The organism is Delftia sp. UME58 (assembly GCF_014170385.1).
In the GTDB taxonomy this organism is placed as follows: domain Bacteria; phylum Pseudomonadota; class Gammaproteobacteria; order Burkholderiales; family Burkholderiaceae_C; genus Comamonas; species Comamonas acidovorans.
Window position 1 is genome coordinate 377,946 of record NZ_LZZV01000055.1, and the last position, 22,096, is coordinate 400,041.

21 protein-coding genes are annotated in these 22,096 nt (G+C 68.1%); 9 read left to right on the plus strand and 12 right to left on the minus strand.

The features are described from left to right. Positions 1-5: 5 nt before the first annotated feature. From A9976_RS17290 to A9976_RS17305, 4 genes are all read left to right on the plus strand, one after another. Complete coding sequence (locus A9976_RS17290; protein WP_183020002.1) at positions 6-1,058, plus strand: ABC transporter ATP-binding protein; 1,053 nt, start codon at positions 6-8, stop codon at positions 1,056-1,058. Beyond that, positions 1,055-1,912, plus strand: a complete 858-nt coding sequence (locus tag A9976_RS17295; protein ID WP_183020003.1) for an ATP-binding cassette domain-containing protein — start codon at positions 1,055-1,057, stop codon at positions 1,910-1,912. The genes A9976_RS17290 and A9976_RS17295 overlap by 4 nt, the downstream gene beginning before the upstream one ends. Before the next feature lie 129 nt (positions 1,913-2,041). Next, the gene (locus A9976_RS17300; protein ID WP_183020004.1) at positions 2,042-3,535 is read left to right on the plus strand and encodes an ABC transporter substrate-binding protein; all 1,494 of its coding nucleotides are present in this window, start codon (positions 2,042-2,044) and stop codon (positions 3,533-3,535) included. A gap of 116 nt (positions 3,536-3,651) precedes the next feature. After that, positions 3,652-5,127 carry an amidase gene (locus A9976_RS17305; protein ID WP_183020005.1) on the plus strand — a complete coding sequence of 492 codons (1,476 nt, stop codon included), beginning with the start codon at positions 3,652-3,654 and terminating at the stop codon, positions 5,125-5,127. Here A9976_RS17305 and A9976_RS17310 read toward each other — a convergent pair. The 4 genes from A9976_RS17310 to A9976_RS17325 form a co-directional block, all read right to left on the minus strand. Beyond that, the gene (locus tag A9976_RS17310; RefSeq protein ID WP_183020006.1) at positions 5,114-6,127 is read right to left on the minus strand and encodes a tripartite tricarboxylate transporter substrate binding protein; all 1,014 of its coding nucleotides are present in this window, start codon (positions 6,125-6,127) and stop codon (positions 5,114-5,116) included. The genes A9976_RS17305 and A9976_RS17310 overlap by 14 nt on opposite strands. Positions 6,128-6,269: 142 nt before the next feature. Then, on the minus strand, positions 6,270-7,295 hold the full coding sequence (locus A9976_RS17315; RefSeq protein ID WP_183020007.1) for an AraC family transcriptional regulator: 1,026 nt from the start codon (positions 7,293-7,295) through the stop codon (positions 6,270-6,272). A 58-nt stretch (positions 7,296-7,353) separates the two neighbouring features. Next, the gene (locus tag A9976_RS17320; protein WP_259649235.1) at positions 7,354-8,241 is read right to left on the minus strand and encodes an alpha/beta hydrolase; all 888 of its coding nucleotides are present in this window, start codon (positions 8,239-8,241) and stop codon (positions 7,354-7,356) included. A 266-nt stretch (positions 8,242-8,507) separates the two neighbouring features. Beyond that, entirely contained in the window at positions 8,508-9,449 is a 942-nt protein-coding gene (locus tag A9976_RS17325; protein ID WP_183020008.1) for a LysR family transcriptional regulator, read from the minus strand. 122 nt (positions 9,450-9,571) lie between these two features. On the opposite strand from A9976_RS17325, the gene A9976_RS17330 reads away from it, so the two are divergent. The 5 genes from A9976_RS17330 to A9976_RS17350 all read left to right on the plus strand — a co-directional run bounded on the left by A9976_RS17330 (position 9,572) and on the right by A9976_RS17350 (position 14,379). Beyond that, positions 9,572-10,543 carry a tripartite tricarboxylate transporter substrate binding protein gene (locus A9976_RS17330; RefSeq protein ID WP_183020009.1) on the plus strand — a complete coding sequence of 324 codons (972 nt, stop codon included), beginning with the start codon at positions 9,572-9,574 and terminating at the stop codon, positions 10,541-10,543. A gap of 90 nt (positions 10,544-10,633) precedes the next feature. Beyond that, entirely contained in the window at positions 10,634-11,548 is a 915-nt protein-coding gene (locus A9976_RS17335; protein WP_197955247.1) for a hypothetical protein, read from the plus strand. A gap of 33 nt (positions 11,549-11,581) precedes the next feature. After that, a complete protein-coding gene (locus A9976_RS17340; protein WP_183020010.1) occupies positions 11,582-12,973 on the plus strand; it encodes an FAD-dependent oxidoreductase in 1,392 nt (463 codons plus the stop codon). 18 nt (positions 12,974-12,991) lie between these two features. Beyond that, a complete protein-coding gene (gene fdxA / locus A9976_RS17345; protein ID WP_183020011.1) occupies positions 12,992-13,351 on the plus strand; it encodes a ferredoxin in 360 nt (119 codons plus the stop codon). Further along, entirely contained in the window at positions 13,348-14,379 is a 1,032-nt protein-coding gene (locus A9976_RS17350) for a porin (RefSeq protein ID WP_183020012.1), read from the plus strand. The genes fdxA and A9976_RS17350 overlap by 4 nt, the downstream gene beginning before the upstream one ends. Before the next feature lie 299 nt (positions 14,380-14,678). Here the strand turns inward: A9976_RS17350 and A9976_RS17355 are convergent, their stop codons facing one another. From A9976_RS17355 to aspS, 8 genes are all read right to left on the minus strand, one after another. Then, positions 14,679-15,323: a LysE family translocator gene (locus tag A9976_RS17355; protein WP_183020013.1), complete on the minus strand. Its 645-nt coding sequence runs from the start codon at positions 15,321-15,323 to the stop codon at positions 14,679-14,681. A 45-nt stretch (positions 15,324-15,368) separates the two neighbouring features. After that, positions 15,369-16,232, minus strand: a complete 864-nt coding sequence (locus A9976_RS17360; protein ID WP_259649236.1) for a DUF429 domain-containing protein — start codon at positions 16,230-16,232, stop codon at positions 15,369-15,371. Between the two features lie 5 nt (positions 16,233-16,237). Further along, entirely contained in the window at positions 16,238-17,119 is an 882-nt protein-coding gene (locus tag A9976_RS17365; RefSeq protein WP_183020014.1) for an EamA family transporter, read from the minus strand. Positions 17,120-17,225: 106 nt separating this feature from the next. After that, on the minus strand, positions 17,226-17,948 hold the full coding sequence (gene folE / locus A9976_RS17370; RefSeq protein ID WP_183020015.1) for a GTP cyclohydrolase I: 723 nt from the start codon (positions 17,946-17,948) through the stop codon (positions 17,226-17,228). 129 nt (positions 17,949-18,077) lie between these two features. Next, positions 18,078-18,851: an endonuclease/exonuclease/phosphatase family protein gene (locus tag A9976_RS17375; protein ID WP_012207248.1), complete on the minus strand. Its 774-nt coding sequence runs from the start codon at positions 18,849-18,851 to the stop codon at positions 18,078-18,080. A 27-nt stretch (positions 18,852-18,878) separates the two neighbouring features. Further along, the gene (gene nudB / locus A9976_RS17380) at positions 18,879-19,355 is read right to left on the minus strand and encodes a dihydroneopterin triphosphate diphosphatase (protein WP_374618010.1); all 477 of its coding nucleotides are present in this window, start codon (positions 19,353-19,355) and stop codon (positions 18,879-18,881) included. Between the two features lie 8 nt (positions 19,356-19,363). After that, on the minus strand, positions 19,364-20,179 hold the full coding sequence (locus A9976_RS17385; protein WP_183020017.1) for a CsgG/HfaB family protein: 816 nt from the start codon (positions 20,177-20,179) through the stop codon (positions 19,364-19,366). Positions 20,180-20,257: 78 nt separating this feature from the next. Further along, positions 20,258-22,060, minus strand: coding sequence for an aspartate--tRNA ligase (gene aspS, locus A9976_RS17390; protein WP_183020018.1), 1,803 nt, complete (start codon positions 22,058-22,060; stop codon positions 20,258-20,260). Between the last annotated feature and the right edge of the window lie 36 nt (positions 22,061-22,096).

A 22,096-nucleotide genomic window follows, 5' to 3' on the forward strand; every position in this document is an offset into this window, starting at 1 on the left:
CGCCCATGCCCCTGCTCGAAGTCTCCGGCCTCACCATCACCTTGCAGACCCCGCGCGGCCGCGCGCGCGCCGTGCAGAACCTGGAGTTCATCCTGGAGCGCGGCGCCACGCTAGGCCTGATCGGCGAGTCGGGCTGCGGCAAGTCGCTGACCGCCCTGGCGCTGATGGGCCTGCTGCCAGAGCATGCGCAGGTGGACGGCAGCATCCAGCTCAACGGCAAGGAGCTGCTGGACATGGACGAGAACGCGCTGTGCCGCCTGCGCGGCAACCGCATGGCGATGGTGTTCCAGGAGCCCATGACGGCATTGAACCCCGTGCACGGCATCGGCCGCCAGGTGGCCGAGCCGCTGCGCCACCACCTGCGCCTGGGCCGCCAGGCCGCGCGCGCGCATGCGGTGGCACTGCTGGAGCGCGTGGGCATTGCCCGTGCGGCCCAGCGCTATGACGACTATCCGCACCAGTTCTCTGGCGGCCAGCGCCAGCGCATCACCATCGCCATGGCCCTGGCCTGCGGGCCAGATCTGCTGATTGCCGACGAACCCACGACGGCGCTGGACGTGACCGTTCAGCAGCAAATCCTGGACCTGCTGCAGGAACTGGTGGCCGAGCACTCCATGGCCCTGCTGCTGATCTCCCACGACCTGGGCGTGATCGCGCAGAACGTGGAGCAGTTGCTGGTCATGTACGGCGGCAGCGTGGTCGAAAGCGGCATGACCGAGGCCATCTTCGCGCGTCGCGCCCATCCCTATACGCGCGGCCTGTTCGCGGCCAGGCCCCAGCTGGACCTGTCCGCGGCGGGCAGCCTGCCTCCGGCCCGGCTGCCCACCATCGCCGGCACCGTGCCCGAGCTGGTGGACCTGCCGGCCGGCTGCGCCTTCGCGGGCCGCTGCAGCTTCACCGAGCCGGCCTGCCACAGCGAGCGCCCGCGCCCCCTGGTACTGGAGCGTCCGCAGCGGCCCACGCCCGCATCCCTGCAGGCCTGGGCCCAGCCGCACGTGGTGCGCTGCCGGCGCCCCGAGGCCATGGCACCGGGCCAGCCTGTACAGGCATGCGCATGACAGGACACCCCCTCCAGGCGCCACCGGTCCAGACGCCACCGGCCTCCGATGTACCCCTGCTGCAAGTGACAGGCCTGGCCCGCAGCTACCAGCTGCCGCGCCGGTCGCTGTGGCGCGCGCCGGAGCAGGTGCATGCGCTGCGCGGCGTGGATTTCACGCTGACGGCAGGGCGCAGCCTGGGCGTGGTCGGCGAGTCGGGTTCGGGCAAGTCCACGCTGGCGCGCCTGGTCATGGCATTGGACACGCCCAGCGCCGGCAGCGTGCGGCTGCTGGGCCAGGAGCTGCACAGGCTCGGCAACCAGGCCCTGCGCATGGCACGCCGCGACTTCCAGATGGTGTTCCAGGACCCCTACGGCTCGCTGGACCCGCGCATGACGGTGGAGCACATCGTCTGCGAACCCCTGCTCGCCCAGCCTGCGCCGCCCGAACGCAGCGCGCGGCGCGACCTGGCCCGCGCCACGCTGGAACAGGTCGGGCTGCGCGTACAGGATCTGGACAAGTACCCGCACGAGTTCTCCGGCGGCCAGCGCCAGCGCATCGCCATTGCACGTGCCCTGGTCACGCGGCCCCGCCTCATCGTGGCCGATGAGCCCGTGAGTGCGCTGGACGTCTCGGTGCAGGCCCAGGTGCTGAACCTGCTGCACGATCTGCAGCAGCAGCTGGGCCTGTCCTATCTGTTCATCAGCCACGACCTGGCCGTGGTCCAGCACCTGTGCGACGACGCCATCGTGCTGAGCGAGGGCCGCATCGTCGAGCGCGGAGCGCCGCGGCAGCTGTTCCACGCCCCGCAGCACCCGTATACGCAGGCCCTGGTCCGGGCCGTGCCGCGCATCGCCCTGCAGCACCGGGCCTGAAAGCTGACGGCCGCCCGCGCGGGCCAAGCACCCAGGGCCGCGCACCCGTGCGCCGTGGTGTAAAAACACTGCTGCAGGCCGCAGACAGCGGCCCGAGAACCATCTGCAAGAATTTCCGGAGACCTGTTCATGTTCAACCGCCGTTCCCTGCTGGCCAGCTCCGCTGCTGCCGGCCTGCCCCTGCTGATGCCCTGGCCTGCGCTGGCCCAGAGCCGCAAGGACAGCATCACGCTGGCGATGACGCTGGAGCCCCCGGGGCTGGACCCCACGGCCGGCGCCGCATCTTCCATCGGCGAGATCGTGCTCTACAACCTGTTCGAGACGCTGACCAAGATCAACCCGGACGGCAGCGTCTCGCCGCTGCTGGCCGAGAGCTGGGAGGTCTCGCCCGACCTCAAGACCTACACCTTCCGCCTGCGCAAGGGCGTGAGTTTTCAGAACGGCGAGCCCTGCAACGCCCACAGCGTGAAGTATTCCTTCGACCGGGCGGGCGACGACAAGAGCACCAACAAGGACAAGCGAACCTTCGCCGCCCTGTCCACGCGCGTGGTGGACGACCACACCGTGGTCGTGATCAACAAGGACATCGATCCCGACTTCCTCTTCGTGCTCGGCCAGGCGACTTCCATCATCGTCGAGCCCAAGAGCGCGGCCACCAACGCCACGCGCCCCGTGGGCACGGGGCCCTACCAGTTGGGCAACTGGAGCAAGGGCGCCTCGGTCACGCTCACGGCCTGGCCGCAGCACCGCATGGCCTCCGGCCTGCGCATTCGCCGCGCCAGCTTTCGCTTCATCTCCGACCCTGCGGCCCAGGTCGCTGCGCTGCTGGCTGGCGACGTCGACGCCTTTCCGCGCGTGACGCCGCGCAGCGTGGCCCAGTTCAAGGCCAACGGGCGCTTCCAGGTCGTGGTCAGCGGCTCGCGCGCCAAGACCATCCTGGCCATGAACAACGCACGCAAGCCCCTGGGCGATGCGCGCGTGCGCCGCGCCATCGCCGCGGCCATAGACCGCAAGGCCGTGATCGACGGCGCGGGTGACGGCTACGGCCTGCCCATCGGCAGCTACTACGTGCCCACGGCCTTTGGCTATGTGGACACCACGGGCATCAACCCCTTCGACGTGGAAAAGGCCAAGGCGCTGCTGGCCGAGGCCGGCGTCAAGACCCCGCTGGAGCTGACCATGACGCTGCCGCCCACGCCCTACGCGCGCCAGGGCGGCGAGGTGATTGCCGCGCAGCTGGCCAAGATCGGCATCCGCGCCAAGCTGCAGAACGTCGAATGGGCGCAGTGGCTGTCGGGCACCTACACCCTCAAGAACTACGACCTGACGCTGATCTCCCATGTCGAGCCCTTCGATCTGGGCAACTTCGCCAAGCCCGACTACTACTGGGGCTACGAGTCTGCCCAGTTCAACGAGCTGTACGACAAGATCAAGAACGCCTCGCGCCCCGCCGACCGCTCGCGCCTGCTGGGCGATGCCCAGCGCCTGCTGGCCCAGGATTGCGTGCACGCCTTCCTCTACACGCCGCAATGGGTCACCGTGGCCAACAAGAACCTGCGCGGACTGTGGAAGGACATGCCCATCTTCGTCAACGATCTCTCGGCACTGTCCTGGGCCGCCTGAGCCGCGCGCCGCCTGAACCGCGCACCGGCTGAGCCACAGGCGACAGGCGCGCCGGTGGCCCCGGGCCACACTGCGGCAGATCTGCCGCTGGAACCACCATCCTCGAGGAAGCCGCGATGACTGGAACGACACAGGCCCTGCACGACCTACCCGCCCATGCGCTGCTGCGCGCCTACCGGGAGCGCAGCCTCTCGCCCGTCGAGGTCATGCAAGAGCTGCTGGCCCATGTGCAGCGCTGGGAGCCGGCCCTGGGCGCCACCTACCTGCTGCGCCCCGAGGCCGCACTGGCCCAGGCACGCGCCAGCGAGGCCCGCTGGCTGCGCGGCGAGCCGGCAGGCCTGCTCGACGGCGTCCCCGCCACGGTCAAGGACAACATCGCCACGCGCGGCGACCCCACCCCCGTGGGCACGGCCGCCACGCCCCAGGTCGCCGCCCCGCTGGACGCACCGCCCGCAGCACGGCTGCGCGAGGCGGGCGCCATCCTCTTCGCCAAGACCACCATGCCCGACTACGGCATGCTGTCCTCGGGCCTGTCCTCGCTGCACGGCAACACCTTCAACCCCTGGGATCCGGACAAGACGCCGGGCGGCTCCAGCGCAGGCGCGGGCGCCGCTGCGGCGGCCGGCTACGGGCCGCTGCATGTGGGCACGGACATTGGCGGCTCCATCCGCCTGCCCGCAGGCTGGTGCGGCATCTTCGGCCTCAAGCCCAGCCTGGGCCGCGTGCCCATCGACCCGCCCTATACCGGCCGCTGCGCCGGCCCCATGACGCGCAGCGTGGCCGATGCCGCGCTGATGATGCAGGCGCTGTCCCTGCCCGATGCGCGCGACAGCATGGGACTGCCGCACCAGGACATTGCCTGGAGCGGCTTCGACATGGACCCCGCCCAGGTGCGCGGCCTGCGCATAGGCCTGCTGCTGGATGCCGGCTGCGGCCTGCCCCTGCAGCCCCGCGTGCGTGCCGTGGTGGAGCAGGCTGCGGCCTGGCTGGAATCGGCCGGCGCCCATATCGAGATCATCCAGCCCTGGCTCACCCGCGACATGCTCGACGGCCTCGACCATTTCTGGCGCATGCGCTCGCATGTGGAAATGCAGTCGCTGCCGGACGCCCAGCGCAGCGTGGTCCTGCCCTTCATCCGCGACTGGGCCGACAGTGCCCGGTCCATCACCGCCACCCAGCTGTTCGTGGCCAGCCAGCAATCGCACCTGCTGCGCGTGGCCACGGTGCGTGCCACGGCGGCCTTCGACTATGTGCTGTCGCCCGTGGCGCCCATCACGGCTTTCCCGGCACACCTGCCCAGCCCCACCAACGACCCGTTGCGACCGCTGGAGCACATTGCCTTCACCGTGCCCTACAACATGTCCGAGCAGCCCGCCGCGTCCGTGCCCTGCGGGCATGACGGGCAGCTGCCCATCGGCGTGCAGATCGCGGGCCGCCGCTTTGACGACCTGGGCGTGCTGCGGCTCAGCTGTGTGCTGGAGCAGCTGCGACCGCCGCAGCCTGCCTGGCCACAGCCCCTGCAGCCTGGCCAGGACGGTGGCGACAGCGAAGACGGGGCACGGGCGCGGGCAGCGTCGGCTACTCCAGCCTGATTCCCGCCTCCTTCACGATGCGCGCCCAGCGCGGCATGTCACGCGCCATGACGGAGGCCAGCTCCTCGGGCGTGCCGCCCACCGGGCGCAGCCCCATGGCTGCCAGGCGGCCGCTGAGTTCGGGCGAGGCCACGATGCGCCGCACCTCGGCCGAGAGCTTGTCCACGATGGGCCGGGGCGTTCCCGCCGCCACGAAGGTGGCAAACCAGCCATTGGCCTCGAAGCCCGCCAGCCCCAGCTCGGCAAAGGTGGGCACCTCGGGCAGCGCCGGATGGCGCTGCATGCCGGTGATGGCCAGGATGCGGATCTTGTCGGACTTCAGGTGCGCATTGGCCGAGGACACATCGATGAAGCCCGACGACAGCTGCCCGCCCAGCACATCGTTGACCAGCGGCGCCGCGCCCTTGTAGGGAATCAGCGCCAGATCCAGCCCGGCCCGGGCACGCAGCAGCTCGCCATGCATGTGCGAGGAAGTGCCGTTGCCGTAGTTGCCGTTGCTGTACTTGCCCGGATGGGCCTTGACCAGGGCGATGAACTCCTGCAGCGTCGTGGCCGGCACGTCGCGCGGCACCACGAACAGGTCCGAGGACAAGGCCACCTGCGATACGGGGGCAAAGTCCTTGAGCACGTCATAAGGCATCCTGGCGTACAGCGCCGGCGACTGGATCATGGCCGTGATGCCCAGCAGCAGCGTATGGCCGTCGGGCGCCGACTTGGCCACCACATCGTTGCCGATGATGCCGCTGGAGCCCGGCCGGTTCTCCACCACCACCGGCTGGCCCCAGGCCTGGCTCAGTTGCTGGGCAATGATGCGGCCGATGATGTCCGTGCCGCCACCCGCCGGATAGGGAATCACCATGCGCAGCGGCCTGGACGGATAGGCTCCGCCTGCCGGCTGTGCAAAGGCGATCGGCGATGCCGTTCCCAGGGCGGCACCCAGTGAGGCGCTGGCAGCGCATGCCAGCGCTGCCCGCAGGCAGCCGCGTCGGCTCGATTCCATGGCTTGTCTCCTTGTCCTTCGGTGCTCCGCCCTCGTTGGCGGGGCGGTGTGCCCTGCCGCAGTGGCAGGGTCCATGGACAGTGTGGCCACCGGGCCTTCAGCCACCAATCGCCGATCGTCTCAAAATGATTGGCAAAAAAGATCAGCGGCCGCGATGCTGGGCCTGCCGGTAGGCGCCCGGCGGCAGGCCGGTCCAGCCCTTGAAGGCGCGGTGAAAGGTGCTGGCCTCCGCAAACCCCACGCGGGCCGCGATGTCGGCCAGGGTCAGATCCGGGAGGTTCAGCAATTCGATGGCGGCGTCGCGGCGCAGGTCGTCCTTGAGGGATTGGAAGCCCAGGCCTTCGTCGCGCAGGCGGCGGCGCAGCGTCTGCGGCGTCATGGACAGCGCGGCGCCCACCTGCTCCAGCGAAGGCAGCTCCCCCGCCAGATCGCGGCGCAGCAGGCGGCGGATGCGCTCGCCCAGGCGCGTGCGGTCGCGGTAGCGGATCACCAGGCCCATGGCCGCCTGGTCCAGGAATTCGGCCAGGCTCTCCGGGGTCTGCACCACGGGCAGCTCCAGCCAGCGCGCATCGAACTCCAGCCCCGTGAAGTCGCGGTCCCGCTGCAGCGGAGCCAGGAACAGGCGCTGCGCTTCCGTGCCATATGGCATGCTGGCTCCGGCCGGCGCACACACGCCCGTCAGTTCTATCCTGCGCGACACCAGCCAGGACATGACGCCATAGCCCAGAAAGCAAAAGGACCGCTCGGCATAGGCCAGCGGCGCATCACGCTCGCACAGCGACACCATGGCGATGCGGGCCACGCCATCCACCACCTGCAGCCGGGGAGCGAAATCGCGCAGCACCAGGCGGTAGAAACGCAGCCCGGCCTGCAATGCCTCGCCCAGCGTGCGGCAGGGCAGCATGGTGCGGCAGGCCTGGGCAAAACTGCCCACGGGCAGCGGATGGCGGCACAGGCCCCACAACTCGTCGCGGCAGACGCGGCGCAGCACGCGGATCAGCGCCGCGTACTGCGCCTGGGTCACGCGCGACAGCGGCGCATCCAGCAGGGCCGGCGCAATACCGGCGCGGCGCAGGATGGCTGGCACATCCATGCCATTGCGCTGCACGCCCTGCACGATCTGCAGGACCTGGGCAATGGCAATGGTGTGGGCCGTGGTCTGTGGCATGGGCTTGGTGGAGACGGCATCGGATGGGCCGATCAAGGCCTGCCCGCCATTGTCTCCATCAATGGCCCAGATATCGATCCAGGAATCCCAGCACCCGCTGCTCGTAGGGCTTGGGCGCGTAGTCGTACAGGTCCACATGTGCGGCGCCCTCCACCATCCACAGCGCCTTGGGTTCACGCGCCGCATCGAACAGCTCGCGGGTTTCTGCGGGCGTGGTGTGCCGGTCCTGCAGCCCGGCCGCGATCAGCACGGGAGCGCCCAGCGCCTTCACATGGTCGATGGGACGCAGTTGCGCCAGCTCCAGATGCAGGCGCAGCGGCAACTGCCACGCCAGCAAGGGCGTGACCACGTCCGCCAGCCAGCCGATGTGCGCGCGCACGCGGTTGTCTATGGCCTGCCGGATGTCGGGGAACACGGACTCCAGCACCACCGCATCCGGCCCCGGCGCCACATGGGACAGAAGCAGGGCCGCGCCCCCCAGCGAGACGCCGATCACCGCCACTTTCTCACCCGGCAGCTGTTGCCGCACATAGGCCATGGCGGCACGCACGCCCGCGCCCTCCGCCATGCCGAAGCCGATGCGCTCGCCACTGCTTTCGCCATGCGCGGGCAGGTCGATCAGGCAGACGGAGTACCCCTGCCGATGGAGCGTGCGCGCACGCGCCAGCATGGCCAGCCGGTCGGCACGCACGCCATGCAGCAGGAGCACCACGCCACGGCCGGTGCGGCCCGTGGCCAGCCACCCCCTGATCCGGCCACCGTCCTCTGTCGCCCATTGCAGGCTGTGGGCGGGCCAGTCCGCAGGCGGGACACCGACCGCCCTGCGCTGCGGCTGGCTCAGCTGACTGCCCACCAGCCAGGCGGCACCCCACAGCAGCGCCAGCCCGGACGCGGCAACCAGCAACAGGCCGGCGGACCAGCGAAGAACACGGGACAAGTCAGGCATGGCGAAAGCCGTCCATCAATAAAACCGCGCGGAAGATGGAGGCACGAGGCCCTGCGGCGGCCGGGGCATGGCGATCCTTCAGCCCCGGGGCCGCGCGATGCGCCCTCCGGACAGGAGGGACTGTGCCACGGCCATGCCCGTGCGCGGCTCCTTGCGGGAAAAACAGATTTGTCCTAGTGCCGGGCGCAGGAAGTCCATTTCAGAAAGATGCGGACAGCCGCGCACCGCCTGGCGCGACAGCACGGCGTTGTTCGTATCGCGCCGAATCAACCGCCTTCTCCCAGCGCCCGCGCGGCCTGCCGCAGCGCGGCAACGCGCGCCTGATCCTGCGTGCCATCGCGATAGACCATGGCCACGGCCGCAGGTTCGATCTCCGGCTGTACCCGCACGCGGCCGATCCGTCCCGAGCGCTCGGCATCACCCATCGTCAATGCGGGCACGCTGGCGATGCCCAGCCCCTGGGCCACCATGCCGAGATTACCGACCGGGCTGTTGGAGACGATCCAAGGCACCGGCGCGGCGATGCCCGCAGAGACGAAACGGGCCTCCACCGCCTGACGCAGGAAGGAGCCGGGGCTGGGCAGGATCCAGTCCTCGCCGGCGAGCTCGGACCATCCCACGCGGCGCCGGCGCGTCAACGCATGCCCCGCAGCGGCCACAACGACAAAGCGTTCTTCGGACAGCTTGTCGTAGCGCAGGCGCTGGGTCCCGCTGCCCGAGATCGTCGCCGCGCTGTAGCCGCTGAGTGCCGCATCGAGGTCGCCGCGCAGCACCGCGTCAAAGAGATCCTTGACGCTGCCTTCGGCGAGCTCGACCTGCCACGCCTCGGACCCCTTGTGCAATCGGGTCAGCAGCTTCGGCACCAGCACCTGCGCCGTGAAGGGCAACGCGCCGAGGCGGATGGTGGTCCGGGCCTTCGGGCCGGCCTGCTGCGCATCGGCCAGCATGTGGGCCAGCTCCGTCATCAATACGGCTGCCCCACTCAACACGACCTCGCCCTTGAGCGACGGCTTGAGGCCCCGGGCGCCGCGGATGAACAGTTCGAAGCCGAACGCCCGCTCGACTTCGCCGAGTGCTTTGCTGACGGCGGGCTGGCTCAGGTTCAGCGCCTCTGACGCAGCCCGGACGCTACCCCGTTGCTGGAGTTCGACGAGCATCTGCAGATGGCTGAAGCGCATGCGCCTGACGAGGTCCTTGATCGCGTCCATTGATGCATATCCAAAAGCTATTGCCATATCAGAATACGTCACTTTTCGGAACACCAGGCGCCACGTACTCTTTGGTCATTCGGAAGCGATGGCGCTCCGAGATGATCAAAGGAGTGCGGACCATGGTCTCGAAACTGGCAGGGTTGATCGTCGCTCTTTGCGCTGGCTCCTGCGCGGTGGCCTCATCGCCATCGTTCCCGCAACCCGGCAAGCCGATCCGCATCCTGGTGGGCGTGGCCGCTGGCGGCGGCACCGACATCACGGCCCGCCTGGTGGCCGAGAAGCTGCAGGCACTGGCCGGTGTACCGGTGGTGGTCGAGAACCGGCCCGGCGCCAGCATGATGCTGGCCGCCGCCGAGACCGCGCGCTCCGCGCCGGACGGCCATACGCTGCTGTACACGCCGGACTCCGCGCTGACACAGGCACCGCACGTGCATGACAGCGTGCCCTACAACCCGATGAAGAGCTTCACGCCGATCTCGCTGGGCGCCGTCGGCAGCGTGGTCCTTGTGGCCCACGAAAGTCTCGGGGTGAACACGGTGAAGGAGTTCGTCTCGTATGCCAAGGCGCACCCTCGCACGCTAACCTACGCGTCGGCCGGCATCGGGACCGCGTTCCACATCTACGGCGAGATGCTGAACCGGCAGGCCGGCCTCGACATGGAGCACATCCCGTACAAAGGCGCGGGCGATGTCGGAAAGGATCTCCTCGCGGGCCGGATCCAGGCGATGTTCGCCGCAGGCAGCGGGGCGCTGCAATTCACCAAAACCGGCAAGGTGAAGATGCTGGGCGTGGCTGCCCCCAGGCGCAACGATCTGCTGCCGGGCGTGCCGACGCTCGCCGAGCAGGGCTACCGCGACTTCGACATCGACACCTGGCTCGGCTGGTTGGGCCCGGCGCACATGCCGCCCGAGATCGTCGACAAGCTCCATCGCATGTTCGCGCAGATTCTGGCCGAGTCCGATATCCGCAAGCGCTTCCGCGAAGCGGCCTATGAGGCGCAGGCCTCCACGCCCGCCGAGATGGCGAGCCTGCTGCAGGCTTCGTATGACCGGTGGGGCAGCCTGATCCGGCAGGTCCGCCCAGCGAAGTAGCACGCTCCGTTCCGCATCCCTTTCCTGAACCTCACGCAGCGCCCAGGGCGCCGCGCGGGCCGACTCGTCTTTCCATCAAGACCCCGCATCATGAAGATCACACGGCTGGGCACCCACCCCATCATCCTCCCCGCATTGCACCCAAGCTTGGGCGGCAATATCAACGGCCCGTCGCTGATCCGCGTCCCCGCCTGGGTGGACGCACCGCTGGGCCGCTACTACCTGTACTTCGCCCATCACCACGGCCGGCACATCCGGCTCGCCTACGCCGACGACCCGGAAGGCCCGTGGACCCTCCACGCGCCCGGGGCGCTGCAGTTGCAAGAGTCGACCTGCCTGGATCACGTGGCCTCGCCGGACGTACACATCGACGAGGCAAGCCGTTCGATCCGCATGTACTTCCACGGCGTGGCCTTTGCCGATCGCGACGCCACCGACGGCCACGAGAAGCTGTTCGGCGAGGCGAGCTGGTGGATCGGCAACCAGCGCACCAAGGTCGCTACTTCGTCTGACGGCCTGCACTTCAGCGCACGGCCCGAGCCGCTGGGCGCATCGTACTTCCGCGTGTTCCGCTACGGCGATTGGACCTATGCGCTGGCGATGCCGGGCGTGCTCTACCGCTCGCGCGACGGCCTGGGCAGCTTCGAGGTGGGGCCGATCTGCTTCGGGCCCGCGTTCCGCCACTGCGCGGTGATCGTTCGCGACGACCTGCTGCACGTCTTCCACACCGAGGTCGGACACACGCCGGAACGCATCCTGCACTCGACGATCGACCTGCGCCCCGACTGGCAGCACTGGTGCGCCACGTCGGCTGCCACCGTGCTGCAGCCCGAGACCGCCTGGGAAGGCGCCACGCTGCCGCTGAAGCCGTCCGTGCGCGGAGCTGTCTACGAGCCGGTGCGCGAGCTGCGCGACCCGGCGCTGTTCGAGGAAGACGGCCGCCTCTTCCTCCTGTACTCGGTGGCAGGCGAAAGCGGCATCGCGATCGCCCGTGTGGACCTGTAGCTGCGGCCGCTGCATTTTTTGGGAGGTTTCGACATGAACATGATCAATGACTGCCTGCGCGAAGACGCGCGCGACGTGCGCATCGCCGCCCGATCCGACGTGGTGGTGGTGGGCGGCGGCCCGGCCGGGCTGTCGGCCGCCTTGGGCGCGGCACGCAACGGTGCCCGTGTCACGCTACTAGAACGTTACAACCACCTCGGCGGTCTGGCCTCGGGCGGCATGGTGCTGGTGCTAGACGACATGTGGGACAGCCACCTGCACGAGATATCGGTGCGCGGCACATGCCTGGAGATGATCGCGCGCATGGAATCGCTCGGTCTGGCACGCTTCCCGCGGCAGTCCGAGTGGGGTGGGGCGCCCGACAACATCGCGCGCTGGAAGCGCTGGGGCGCGCACGACTTCCACAGCCACCGCAAGCCACAACCGGTGTGCTTCGCCGCGGCCTTCGACCCGGAGGCGTGGAAGCGTGTCTCGCTCGACCTGGTAAAGCTGCACGGCATCGATCTGCGGCTGCATTCCTGGTTCTCGCGCACGCTGGTCGAGGACGGCAGGGTCAAGGGCGTGGTCTGCGACACCAAAAACGGCCGCGAGGCGATCCTCGGCGACGTGGTGATCGACGCCACGGGCGACCTTGATGTGGCGGCCGCAGCCAACGCGGCGAACATCAACGGCAACTACATCATGACCACGGTGTTCCGCCTGGGTGGCGTTGACACGGACGAAGCGGAACGCTTCGAGCGCGAAGAACCCGAGGTCTTTGACGCGCTCGACCGCGAGATCAAGCGGGTGCTGGGCGGAAGCTGGGCCAACTGGTGGCTGAAAACGCCCCTGCCCGGCATCGTGTGGTGCAACTGCCCGCACATCACCGGGCTGGACGGCACCAAGGTCGAGGATCTGACGCGCGCCGAGATCCTGGGCCGCGAGGCGATCTACCGCACGGTGGACTTCATCCGCGCGCGGCTGCCCGGCTTCTCGAAATGCTTCGTGATCGATGTCGCGCCGCAGACCGGCGTGCGCCAGACGCGGTTGCTCGAAGGCGAGTACGTGATGACCAAGGAAGACGTGATGCAGCGCACCCGCTTCGGGGACAGCGTGGCGCGCGGCCGCGACTACTACTACCCCTACCGTTCGCTGCTGCCGCGCGGCATCGACAACCTGCTGGTGGCTGGGCGCCACTACTCGGCCACGCACGCGGCACAGAAGATCTCGCGCGAGATCCCCCCGTGCATGGCGATGGGCGAGGCCGCCGGCGTCGCGGCGGCGCTGGCGCTGGATGCCGGCGTGCTCGTGCGCCACGTCGATGTGCACTCGGTCCAGCGCACCTTGCGCGCGCAAGGCGCCGACCCCGGCGACCGCGCCGGCCCCAACCCCGACGTGCCCGCGATCGCGCTCGGCGATCGGTCGACGCCGCATACAGCGGCTTGAGCACCCAGGCGACATGTCATGCCACACGTCATCACGGCCGCCTGCGTTGATTGCAAGGACAGTGCGTGCACGCAGTGCTGTCCTGTCGACTGCATCTACGAAGGACCGCGTACCTTCTACATCCATCCCGACGAATGCATCGACTGCGGCGTGTGCGTGTCGTTCTGTCCGCCTCAGGCGATCTACGAAGACGTGCGCCTGCCGCCGGCACAGGCCCAGTTCCTTGCCATCAACCGAGAGTTCTTCTCGCCGCAGGTGAGCGCCCGGGGTTCACCCGGCGGCGCCGCCGGTTCAGGACCGGCGCCGCTCGATCACCCCGTGGTGGCAGGCATGGCGCCACGCCACGGCATTGCAAACAACAGGAGGCCCCTCTCATGAACAGTTCGACCCTCATTTCCGCCGCGCTGCTCTGCGCCGTGGCCTCCCCCCCGGCATCGGCGCAATCATCAACGCAATCGTCCGTGGAGATCTACGGCAAGATCAGCATGGGCTTCGGCAGGGCCAATCCCGGCACGTCCAGCGCCGCCAACACAGGCCAGGGCAAGCCGGGTGCCTCGGCGATGCAGCAAGGCCAGGCCTCGCTGCTCGGCTTTCGAGGCCGGGAAGACCTGGGCGACGGCCTCTATGCGCGCTTCAAGATCGAGCACCGCTTCTCGCCGGACACCGGAACACCGACCTTTCCGACCTTCTGGCAAGGTGGCTCCATCGTGGCCATCGGTCACAAGCGCTGGGGCGAAGTCTACCTGGGGCGGGAGAACACGCCGGCGTACAACGTCGCGATCACTGCGGACCCGACCTTCTGGAGCTATGTGAGCCAGCTGGGTGCCCCGTACACCTACGCGGGCTTCAATGCCAGCGCCATCAACAACGGCGGCGTGCTGACCAGCATGGACGGCACCGCCATCCGCCACAGCAACACGGTGGGCTACAAAAGCCCGTCGTTCGGCGGTTTCAGCGGCGAATTCGCCGTCGCCGCAGGCGAGGGCAACCGCAAACGCGTCTACGGCTTGAACCTGCAGTATCGGCAGGGTCCGGTCATGGCGGGCTTGGGGTTCGACGGCTGGGACGCCCACAACCGGCTTTACATCGCCAGCGCCTCCTACAACTTTGGCGTGCTGCGCCCCATCGTGAGCGTCGGGAGCGCGAAAGGCGGGGCCATCGCGACCTACGCGGCCAGGAGCGCGACCTTCTCGGTCGAGGCACCGCTCAAGGGAGTCGGTCGGGCTTATGGCGGCATTGGCCGACTCGATCCAGCCGGGACACGCAACACCTCCGTCAAGCTGTTTGCCGGCTACGAGCATTCGCTGAGCCAGCGGACCAGCCTGTACGTCAACGTCGGCTCGGCCAAGACCGAAATGCTCACGCGGGCCACCGCCTGGGACATCGGCATGACGCACTCGTTCTGACATGCCCATGAAGCGCAACCACATCGACCATGAATGGGTGGATGATCCGCAAGCATAGGACCACATCAACCCGCCGGACATCGACGACGTGATCGGACCGTACGCACAGGCTGATATGCAGCAACTGGCCCTGTCCGTCGGCGTGCTGGCAGGCTGCTTCCCTTCGGGTTGCCCGGTTGCGGGCCCTCTGCGACGCTGCCCGCGCTTGCAAGGCACGTAGCTATTGCGAGGATTTGCAACGCAGTATGGTGGCGATTCTCGGCATCTTTTATGCTTCCAAGAAACTCCAACTCACGACACTAACGCTGCACCAGGGCCAGCCGCACAGCCATGCCCAGGAAGACCAGCCCGGCCACGCGGTTGAGCCAGTTCTTCGCACGCACGGATCGCTGCAGCAGCACGCCGAACCAGCCGGAGCAGCAGGCGATGGCGCCGAACACCAGCAGCGCCGCCAGCATGAACACGCAGCCCAGCACCATCACCTGGGTGGCCACGCTGCCGCGCGCAGGGTCCGCGAACTGCGGCAGAAAGGCCAGGAAGAAGATCAGCACCTTGGGATTGGTGAGGTTCATCACCACGCCACGCCCCACCCAGCGCAGCGCCCGTGCGGGGGTCAGCGGGTCGGCTGCGCCAGCGGGCGGCATCTCGCCCGGCCGGGCCACGGCGCGCAGCGCGCCCCAGGCCAGCCAGGTCAGGTAGGCTGCTCCGCACAGTTTGATGGCCATGAACAGCAGTGGCGATGCGGCCACCAGCGCCGCCAGCCCCAGCGCGACGGCCGCCGTATGCACCACCAGCCCCAGGCACAGGCCCAGCACCACGCACAGTCCCACGCGCCAGCCGCGCTGGGCAGATTGCATGAGCACGAACAGGTTGTCGGGCCCCGGGCTCAGGCCCAGCAGCACGGCCACGCCGAAAAAGGCCAGCAAGGTTTCAAAGGTGGGCATCGCTTCTCTCTTTTCTATTCATCGCATGTTCCAGCGCGGCTTGGGTCAGGCTTGCGCCGTGACGATCCAGCCTTCCAGCGGGTCCAGGTCGTGCGGCAGCCCGTAGAGCGCATCGCCCTGCGCATGGCGGGCCGCCGCCCAGGCGGCCTGCAGCATGCAGATTGCGGCGTCCAGCCGGTCTGCGCTGCCGTCTGCCAGCAACTGGTTGCGGGTTTCTTCTGCGTCGATACGCAGGCGCAGGGCCAGCGGGTTGTCGCCGCGCTCCAGCGCCGCCAGCAATTGCACGCGCGCCTGATGGCGTTCGGGCGTTTGCCGCGCGGGTTCGTCGCTTTTGTAGCTGAGGCGGCCGATCACGGCACGCGCCAGCATGCCCGGGTAGGCTTCCAGCGCCACGCGGCGCGCATCGCCTTCGCCTGGCCGTTGCAGGCCGGGCAGATGCACGCCGGCCGCGCGCAGCAAGGGCAGCCCCGCATGCAGCATGTAGGCCACGGGCGGGTTCACCCATTTCATGGAAGGGCTGGCACCGGCAGGCCCGTCCGTGGCCCGGTGCGCGAACTTGCCGCCTACGGGCCGCGCCGCGCAAAAGGCCTTGAACTGCTCGCGTATGGCCTGGCGCGTGAGGCCGGCGTAATGGTCCATGCAGGCCGCCCAGTCCGTGGGCCAGCCCAGTTGCTCCACCAGCTCGCGGGGCAGGCCGAAAGGCAGGTCGAAGCCACCCACCCAGGCGCCCTGCTTGGCGTCGGCGGGCCGGGCCAGCCAGGCGGACCATTCTTGCAGCGAGGCGAACTCCAGCAACTCCTGCAGGACCACCTGGCCATCAGCCAGCCAATGGCCCAGGGCCATGGTGATGGGCTTGCGCGCCGTAGGCCGGCTGCTGAAATCGCAGCCCAGAACCTGCATCGCGGCCATGGCGCTCAGCCCAGGCCCAGCGCGGTCACGCCCACCGCGATGCACACCGCGCCCGCAATGCGTGCCAGGCGATCGCCTTCGCGCAGCATGTGCCCGCCGATCAGCGCCGCGAACAGCATGGAGACCTCGCGGGCAGGCGCCACGTGCGACATGGGCGCATCCTGCATGGCATAGAGCACGAGAACGTAGGCGATGGGGCTGATCAGCGCCACCAGGGCCGCGAAGCGCCACTGCGCGCGCCACAGATGCCGGGCCGTGGGCAGGTCGCGCAGCACCACGGGCGCCAGCAGGAACACGCGCACGAAGTTGCCCATGTAGTCGATGAGAATGGGCGACATCAGCAGCAGCTTCACGCCATAGCCGTCCACCACGGTGTAGCTGGCGATGAAAGCGCCCGTCAGCAGGCCGTACCACAGGCCCATCCTGAGCCGTTCGCGGGCTTCGGGATCATGGCGCGCGCGCAGCAGGCCGGGGCCTCCCGCGATCAGGAACACGCCAACCACCACGCCGGCAATGCCCAGCACGCCCAGCGAGGAAATCTGCTCCCCCAGAAAGACCACCGCCACCATGGACGACAGCAGCGGCCCCGAGCCGCGCGCCAGCGGATAGACCACGGTGAGGTCCGCGCTGCGGTAGCCGCGCAGCAAGGTCACGTAGTAGGCCACGTGCAGCAGGCCGCTGGCCAGCACCACCAGCCATTCGCTGCGCCCCCATGTGGGCACCACATCGCGCCCCACCCACCAGCCCAGCGGTGCCCAGATCACCATCATGATGACCGAGGTGAAGAAGGCAAAGCGCGAATCACCGCCTGCCTTCTTGGCCACGATGTTCCAGCCGGCATGGATGAGGCCGGCGACGATGATCAGGGCAAAGGCTTGCAGCGACATGGGCAGGTCCGGGGGAAAGCGGGGCGTGGCGCAGGAAAGAAAAAAGGCCGCGCACTGCGCAGCCTGGGGTGTTGTGTGAGGCGTCCGAGGACGCCACCCCGGGGGTTTACCTGCGGCTGGACACCAGCGAGAGGAACTCGCGGCGCAGTTCAGGATTGGTGAGGAAGGCGCCGCGCATGACGGAGTTCAGCATCTTGCTGTCCATCTCGCGCACACCGCGCCAGGACATGCAGAAGTGCGAAGCCTCCATGACCACGGCCAGGCCGTCGGGGCGGGTCTTGTCGAGGATCAGGTCGGCCAGCTGGATGATGGCCTCTTCCTGGATCTGGGGGCGGCCCATGATCCAGTCCACCAGTCGCGCGTACTTGGACAGGCCGATGACATTGGTGTTCTTGTTGGGCAGCACGCCGATCCAGATCTTGCCGATCACCGGGCACAGATGGTGGCTGCAGGCGCTGCGCACCGTGATCGGGCCGACGATCATCAGCTCGTTGAGGTGCTCGGCGTTGGGGAACTCGGTGATGGCGGGCTGCGCCACGTAGCGGCCCCGGAACACCTCGTTGACATACATCTTGGCCACGCGGCGCGCCGTGGCGCGCGTGTTGTGGTCGTGCGTGGTGTCGATGACCATGCTGTCGAGCACGCCCTGCATCTTGTCCTGGACTTCGTCGAGCAACAGCTCGAGTTCACCAGGCTCGATGAATTCGGAGATGTTGTCGTTCGCATGAAAGCGCTTTTGCGCCTGCTTCAACCGTTCGCGGATCTTGACCGAGACGGGGCTGCCCTCGGCCTGGCTGTCTTGTTTCATGTCGACGAGTTCTCTGAACATGGCTGGCATGGTAACAGCGAAACCCACGGCATGGCACGCAAGGGATTTTCCACCCAAACGCAGGTTCTGCCCGCGCCGAAAGCTATCATTTCAATAGCGAAAGAATGGCTTGTGTGACAGAACCCGGGGCTAGAGGCGGAATTCGGCAATCAGCGGCAGATGGTCGGACATGCGCCACCAGATACGTCCCTTGGGCACATGCAGGCCCAGCGGGGTGAGGCCGCGCACGTAGACGTGGTCCAGCTGGGCCAGCGGCAGGCGCGAGGGATAGGTGGGCACGCTGGGCAATTCGTCGTACTCGTACAGGCCGAAACCGCCGAGCATGCGCTTGATCTGGCCACCCCAGTCGTTGAAGTCGCCAGCCACCACCACGGGCGCGCCGGGCGGCACCTCGCGCTCGATGAAGCGCTTGAGCTGGGAGACCTGGCGCACGCGGCTGCCGGGGATCAGGCCCAGGTGCACCACGATGGTGTGCACGCGCCGGTTCTGCACCTCCACCTCCACATGCAGCAGGCCCCGCTGCTCGAAGCGGTGGTCGGAGATGTCCTCGTGCTGGTGGCCCACCACGGGCCAGCGTGTCAGCAGCGCGTTGCCGTGCTCGCCATGGCGCGTGTAGGCATTGGTGCGGTAGACGGCCTCGTAGCCCAGGGGAGCCAGGTACTCCGCCTGCGACACCTGGGGCCAGCGCTCGAAGTAGGCGGCCTCCTTGTGGTTCATCTTGCGCACTTCCTGCAGGCAGACGATGTCGGCATCGAGCTGCTCCACGGCGTGGCCCAGGTTGTGGATCTCAAGACGGCGCACGGGACCCATGCCCTGCACGCCCTTGTGGATGTTGTAGGTCGCGACGCGCAGTATGGACGGGCCGGGGTCCACCTCGTGGGAGGATTTCACGTTGTCAGTCATAGGCGGTCAGGAACACAGGGATCGGGATCAGTCCAGCTCCAGTGGAGCGAATCGCGGCAGCATCAGGATGGCTTCCGCATTGGACGGGGAGTAGCAGCGCTCGGCAGCGCCATGCCAATGATGCCAAGCAGATGCGGTATGTTCCCTCGGATTCAAGAACACAGGGGTGTAGGACGGAATCCGCAGGCCGAAAACCCTCTCGCGGTTGTGCCATACACCGGGCGCATAGCGGTGCTGCCAGGCCGGGTAGATGGTGTAGATGTTCTCCAGCGCCCAGTCCTGCAGCAGGCAGCCGGGCGCCTCGGCATCGATGCCGGTTTCTTCCCGCACCTCGCGCACCGCGGTCTCGCGCCAGGACTCGCCCTCATGGTCCTTGCTGCCCGTCACCGACTGCCAGAACTCCCCGCCCTCAGGCGCCGGTGCCGTGCGGCGCATCAGCAGCACCCGCCCGTCATCGCGGTAGATGACGACCAGCACCGACTCGGGGATCTTGTAGCCGGGCATGCTTGGCATCAGCCCTTGCCCTGGGCCGCTTTGGTCGCCACGGGAGGCGGCAGATCCTTGGCCTGCAGCGCGCGTACCTGATGCACGAGCTGGTTGTGCGCATCCAGAAAGGCGGCGGCGATGACCTTGCCCTCGTTGGTATTGCTCCAGCCCGCGCCCGCCGCGCCCAGGCGGCCCAGCACCATGCCGCCCACGCCCAGATCGGTGGTGCGGGCGGCCCCCGTGGCGGCCGCCACCTGTTCGGTGGTTTCGTTGTCCGACAGCAGCAGCGCGGTCTGCGCCTCCTTGAACTTGACCTGCTCGACCATGCCGACCAACCCCGCGATGTCCCGCAGCACCGGAATCATGCCGACCACGCCGGCCAGGCCCCGGCCCGCGTCCTGCTCGCTGAAGGTCAGGCTGGGCGTCAGCGTGTATTGCGCCTCATAGCCACGGCCCTTGCGCACCGTGGAGTTCTCGCGCAGCACGCCGGCGTTCTTCAGGTCCTGCTCCTGCACCGTGCCGCGCAGGCCCGCGCCCCGGTCCACCACGCGGAAGCAGCCGCTTTGCTGGGCCAGCAGCTTGATCAGCGGCACGGGCGAGGCGGGCAACTGGTAGCCCGACCCCATGATGTAGCCGTTGGGATTCTCGGCCAGGGCCAGCGTGGCCACGGGCGCGTCGCAGCGCACGAGTTCGCGCGAGCCATTGTTCGTGCCCAGGGGCCCGGCGGAGCCGGTGATCTCCGAGCCGCCCTGCCCCAGCTCGGTCTTCTTTTCCCCGCAGCCGGACAGGCCCAGCCCTGCCAGCACAGCCAGCGCCACCGATGCAATGCCTTGAAAACGCATGAAAGCTCTCCGCAAAAAGAAAAACGGCAGAAGCTGCACCAGCTCCTGCCGTTCGTATCAAGCCGCCAGGCCTGATCCTCAGCCCTGGGTGGCCGCCAGCGGGTTGCGCAGGCGGATGTGCAGCTCGCGCAGCTGCTTTTCGTCCACGGGCGAAGGTGCCTGCGTCAGCAGGTCCTGGGCGCGCTGGGTCTTGGGGAAGGCGATCACGTCACGGATGGAGTCGGCACCCGTCATCAGCGTGATCAGGCGGTCCAGGCCGAAGGCCAGGCCACCGTGCGGGGGCGCGCCGTACTGCAGCGCGTCCAGCAGGTAGCCGAACTTGGCGCGAGCGTCTTCGGGCGAGATCTTGAGCGCGTCAAACACCTTGCTCTGCACGTCGGCGCGGTGGATACGCACCGAGCCGCCGCCCAGCTCCCAGCCGTTCAGGACCATGTCGTAGGCCTTGGCCAGGCAGTTGCCCGGATCGGTGACCATGAGTTCCTCGTGGCCGTCCTTGGGCGAGGTGAACGGGTGGTGCACGGCCGCCCAGCGGTCGTTTTCCTCGTCGTGCTCGAACATGGGGAAGTCCACCACCCACAGCGGCGCCCAGCGGTTCTCGAACAGGCCGTTGGCCTTGCCGAATTCGCTGTGGCCCACCTTCAGGCGCAGCGCGCCGATGGAATCGTTGACGATCTTTTCCTTGTCGGCGCCGAAGAAGATGAGGTCGCCGTCCTGGGCACCCGTGCGCTTGAGGATTTCGGCAATGGCCGCGTCATGCAGGTTCTTGACGATGGGCGACTGCAGGCCATCGCGGCCCTTGGCCACTTCGTTGACCTTGATCCAGGCCAGGCCCTTGGCGCCGTAGATCTTGACGAATTCGGTGTACTGGTCGATCTCGCCGCGCGAGATCTGCGAGCCGCCCGGCACGCGCAGTGCCACCACGCGGCCGCCCTTGGTCGTGGCGGGGGTGGAGAACACCTTGAAGTCCACGTCCTTCATGACCTCGGTCAGTTCGGTGAACTCGAGCTTGACGCGCAGGTCGGGCTTGTCCGAGCCGAAGCGGAAGGCCGCATCCTGGTACGTCATCATCGGGAACTCGCCCAGATCCACGTCCAGCTGGGTCTTGAAGACCTCGGTGATCATGCGCTGGAAGATGGCGCGGATTTCCTCTTCGCCCAGGAACGAGGTCTCGCAGTCGATCTGCGTGAACTCGGGCTGGCGGTCGGCGCGCAGGTCTTCGTCGCGGAAGCACTTGGTGATCTGGTAGTAGCGGTCGTAGCCGGCCACCATCAGCATCTGCTTGTACAGCTGGGGCGACTGCGGCAGGGCGAAGAACTCGCCATCGTGCACGCGGCTGGGCACCAGGTAGTCGCGCGCGCCTTCGGGCGTGCTCTTGCCCAGCATGGGCGTTTCGATGTCGATGAAGCCTTCCTTGTCCAGGAAGTTGCGCACCTGGATGGCCGTGCGGTAGCGCAGCATCATGTTGCGCTGCATGTAGGGGCGGCGCAGGTCCAGCACGCGGTTGGTCAGGCGCACGGTCTCCGACAGGTTCTCGTCGTCCAGCTGGAACGGGGGCGTGACCGAGGCGTTGAGCACGTTCAGCTCGTGGCACAGCACTTCGATCTGGCCGCTCTTGAGCTTGTCGTTGGTCGTGCCTTCGGGACGTGCGCGCACCAGGCCCTTGACCTGCACGCAGAACTCGTTGCGCAGGCCTTCGGCAGTCTTGAACATCTCGGCACGGTCGGGGTCGCAGACCACCTGCACATAGCCTTCGCGGTCGCGCAGGTCGATGAAGATCACGCCGCCATGGTCGCGGCGACGGTTCACCCAGCCGCACAGGGTAACGGTTTCGCCCATCAGGGCTTCGGTCACTAGACCGCAGTAGTGGGAGCGCATGGCCATGATGAAAAGCTTCCTGCGCCCGGGACGGGCGCGACA

Excerpts from the sequence above, each read along its gene's own strand:
- A9976_RS17290 (WP_183020002.1), top strand. The coding sequence starts at position 6 with ATGCCCCTGCTCGAAGTCTCCGGCCTCACCATCACCTTGCAGACCCCG.
- A9976_RS17295 (WP_183020003.1), top strand. The coding sequence starts at position 1,055 with ATGACAGGACACCCCCTCCAGGCGCCACCGGTCCAGACGCCACCGGCC.
- A9976_RS17300 (WP_183020004.1), top strand. The coding sequence starts at position 2,042 with ATGTTCAACCGCCGTTCCCTGCTGGCCAGCTCCGCTGCTGCCGGCCTG.
- A9976_RS17305 (WP_183020005.1), top strand. The coding sequence starts at position 3,652 with ATGACTGGAACGACACAGGCCCTGCACGACCTACCCGCCCATGCGCTG.
- A9976_RS17310 (WP_183020006.1), bottom strand. The coding sequence starts at position 6,127 with ATGGAATCGAGCCGACGCGGCTGCCTGCGGGCAGCGCTGGCATGCGCT.
- A9976_RS17315 (WP_183020007.1), bottom strand. The coding sequence starts at position 7,295 with ATGCCACAGACCACGGCCCACACCATTGCCATTGCCCAGGTCCTGCAG.
- A9976_RS17320 (WP_259649235.1), bottom strand. The coding sequence starts at position 8,241 with ATGCCTGACTTGTCCCGTGTTCTTCGCTGGTCCGCCGGCCTGTTGCTG.
- A9976_RS17325 (WP_183020008.1), bottom strand. The coding sequence starts at position 9,449 with ATGGACGCGATCAAGGACCTCGTCAGGCGCATGCGCTTCAGCCATCTG.
- A9976_RS17330 (WP_183020009.1), top strand. The coding sequence starts at position 9,572 with ATGGTCTCGAAACTGGCAGGGTTGATCGTCGCTCTTTGCGCTGGCTCC.
- A9976_RS17335 (WP_197955247.1), top strand. The coding sequence starts at position 10,634 with ATGAAGATCACACGGCTGGGCACCCACCCCATCATCCTCCCCGCATTG.
- A9976_RS17340 (WP_183020010.1), top strand. The coding sequence starts at position 11,582 with ATGAACATGATCAATGACTGCCTGCGCGAAGACGCGCGCGACGTGCGC.
- fdxA (WP_183020011.1), top strand. The coding sequence starts at position 12,992 with ATGCCACACGTCATCACGGCCGCCTGCGTTGATTGCAAGGACAGTGCG.
- A9976_RS17350 (WP_183020012.1), top strand. The coding sequence starts at position 13,348 with ATGAACAGTTCGACCCTCATTTCCGCCGCGCTGCTCTGCGCCGTGGCC.
- A9976_RS17355 (WP_183020013.1), bottom strand. The coding sequence starts at position 15,323 with ATGCCCACCTTTGAAACCTTGCTGGCCTTTTTCGGCGTGGCCGTGCTG.
- A9976_RS17360 (WP_259649236.1), bottom strand. The coding sequence starts at position 16,232 with ATGGCCGCGATGCAGGTTCTGGGCTGCGATTTCAGCAGCCGGCCTACG.
- A9976_RS17365 (WP_183020014.1), bottom strand. The coding sequence starts at position 17,119 with ATGTCGCTGCAAGCCTTTGCCCTGATCATCGTCGCCGGCCTCATCCAT.
- folE (WP_183020015.1), bottom strand. The coding sequence starts at position 17,948 with ATGTTCAGAGAACTCGTCGACATGAAACAAGACAGCCAGGCCGAGGGC.
- A9976_RS17375 (WP_012207248.1), bottom strand. The coding sequence starts at position 18,851 with ATGACTGACAACGTGAAATCCTCCCACGAGGTGGACCCCGGCCCGTCC.
- nudB (WP_374618010.1), bottom strand. The coding sequence starts at position 19,355 with ATGCCCGGCTACAAGATCCCCGAGTCGGTGCTGGTCGTCATCTACCGC.
- A9976_RS17385 (WP_183020017.1), bottom strand. The coding sequence starts at position 20,179 with ATGCGTTTTCAAGGCATTGCATCGGTGGCGCTGGCTGTGCTGGCAGGG.
- aspS (WP_183020018.1), bottom strand. The coding sequence starts at position 22,060 with ATGGCCATGCGCTCCCACTACTGCGGTCTAGTGACCGAAGCCCTGATG.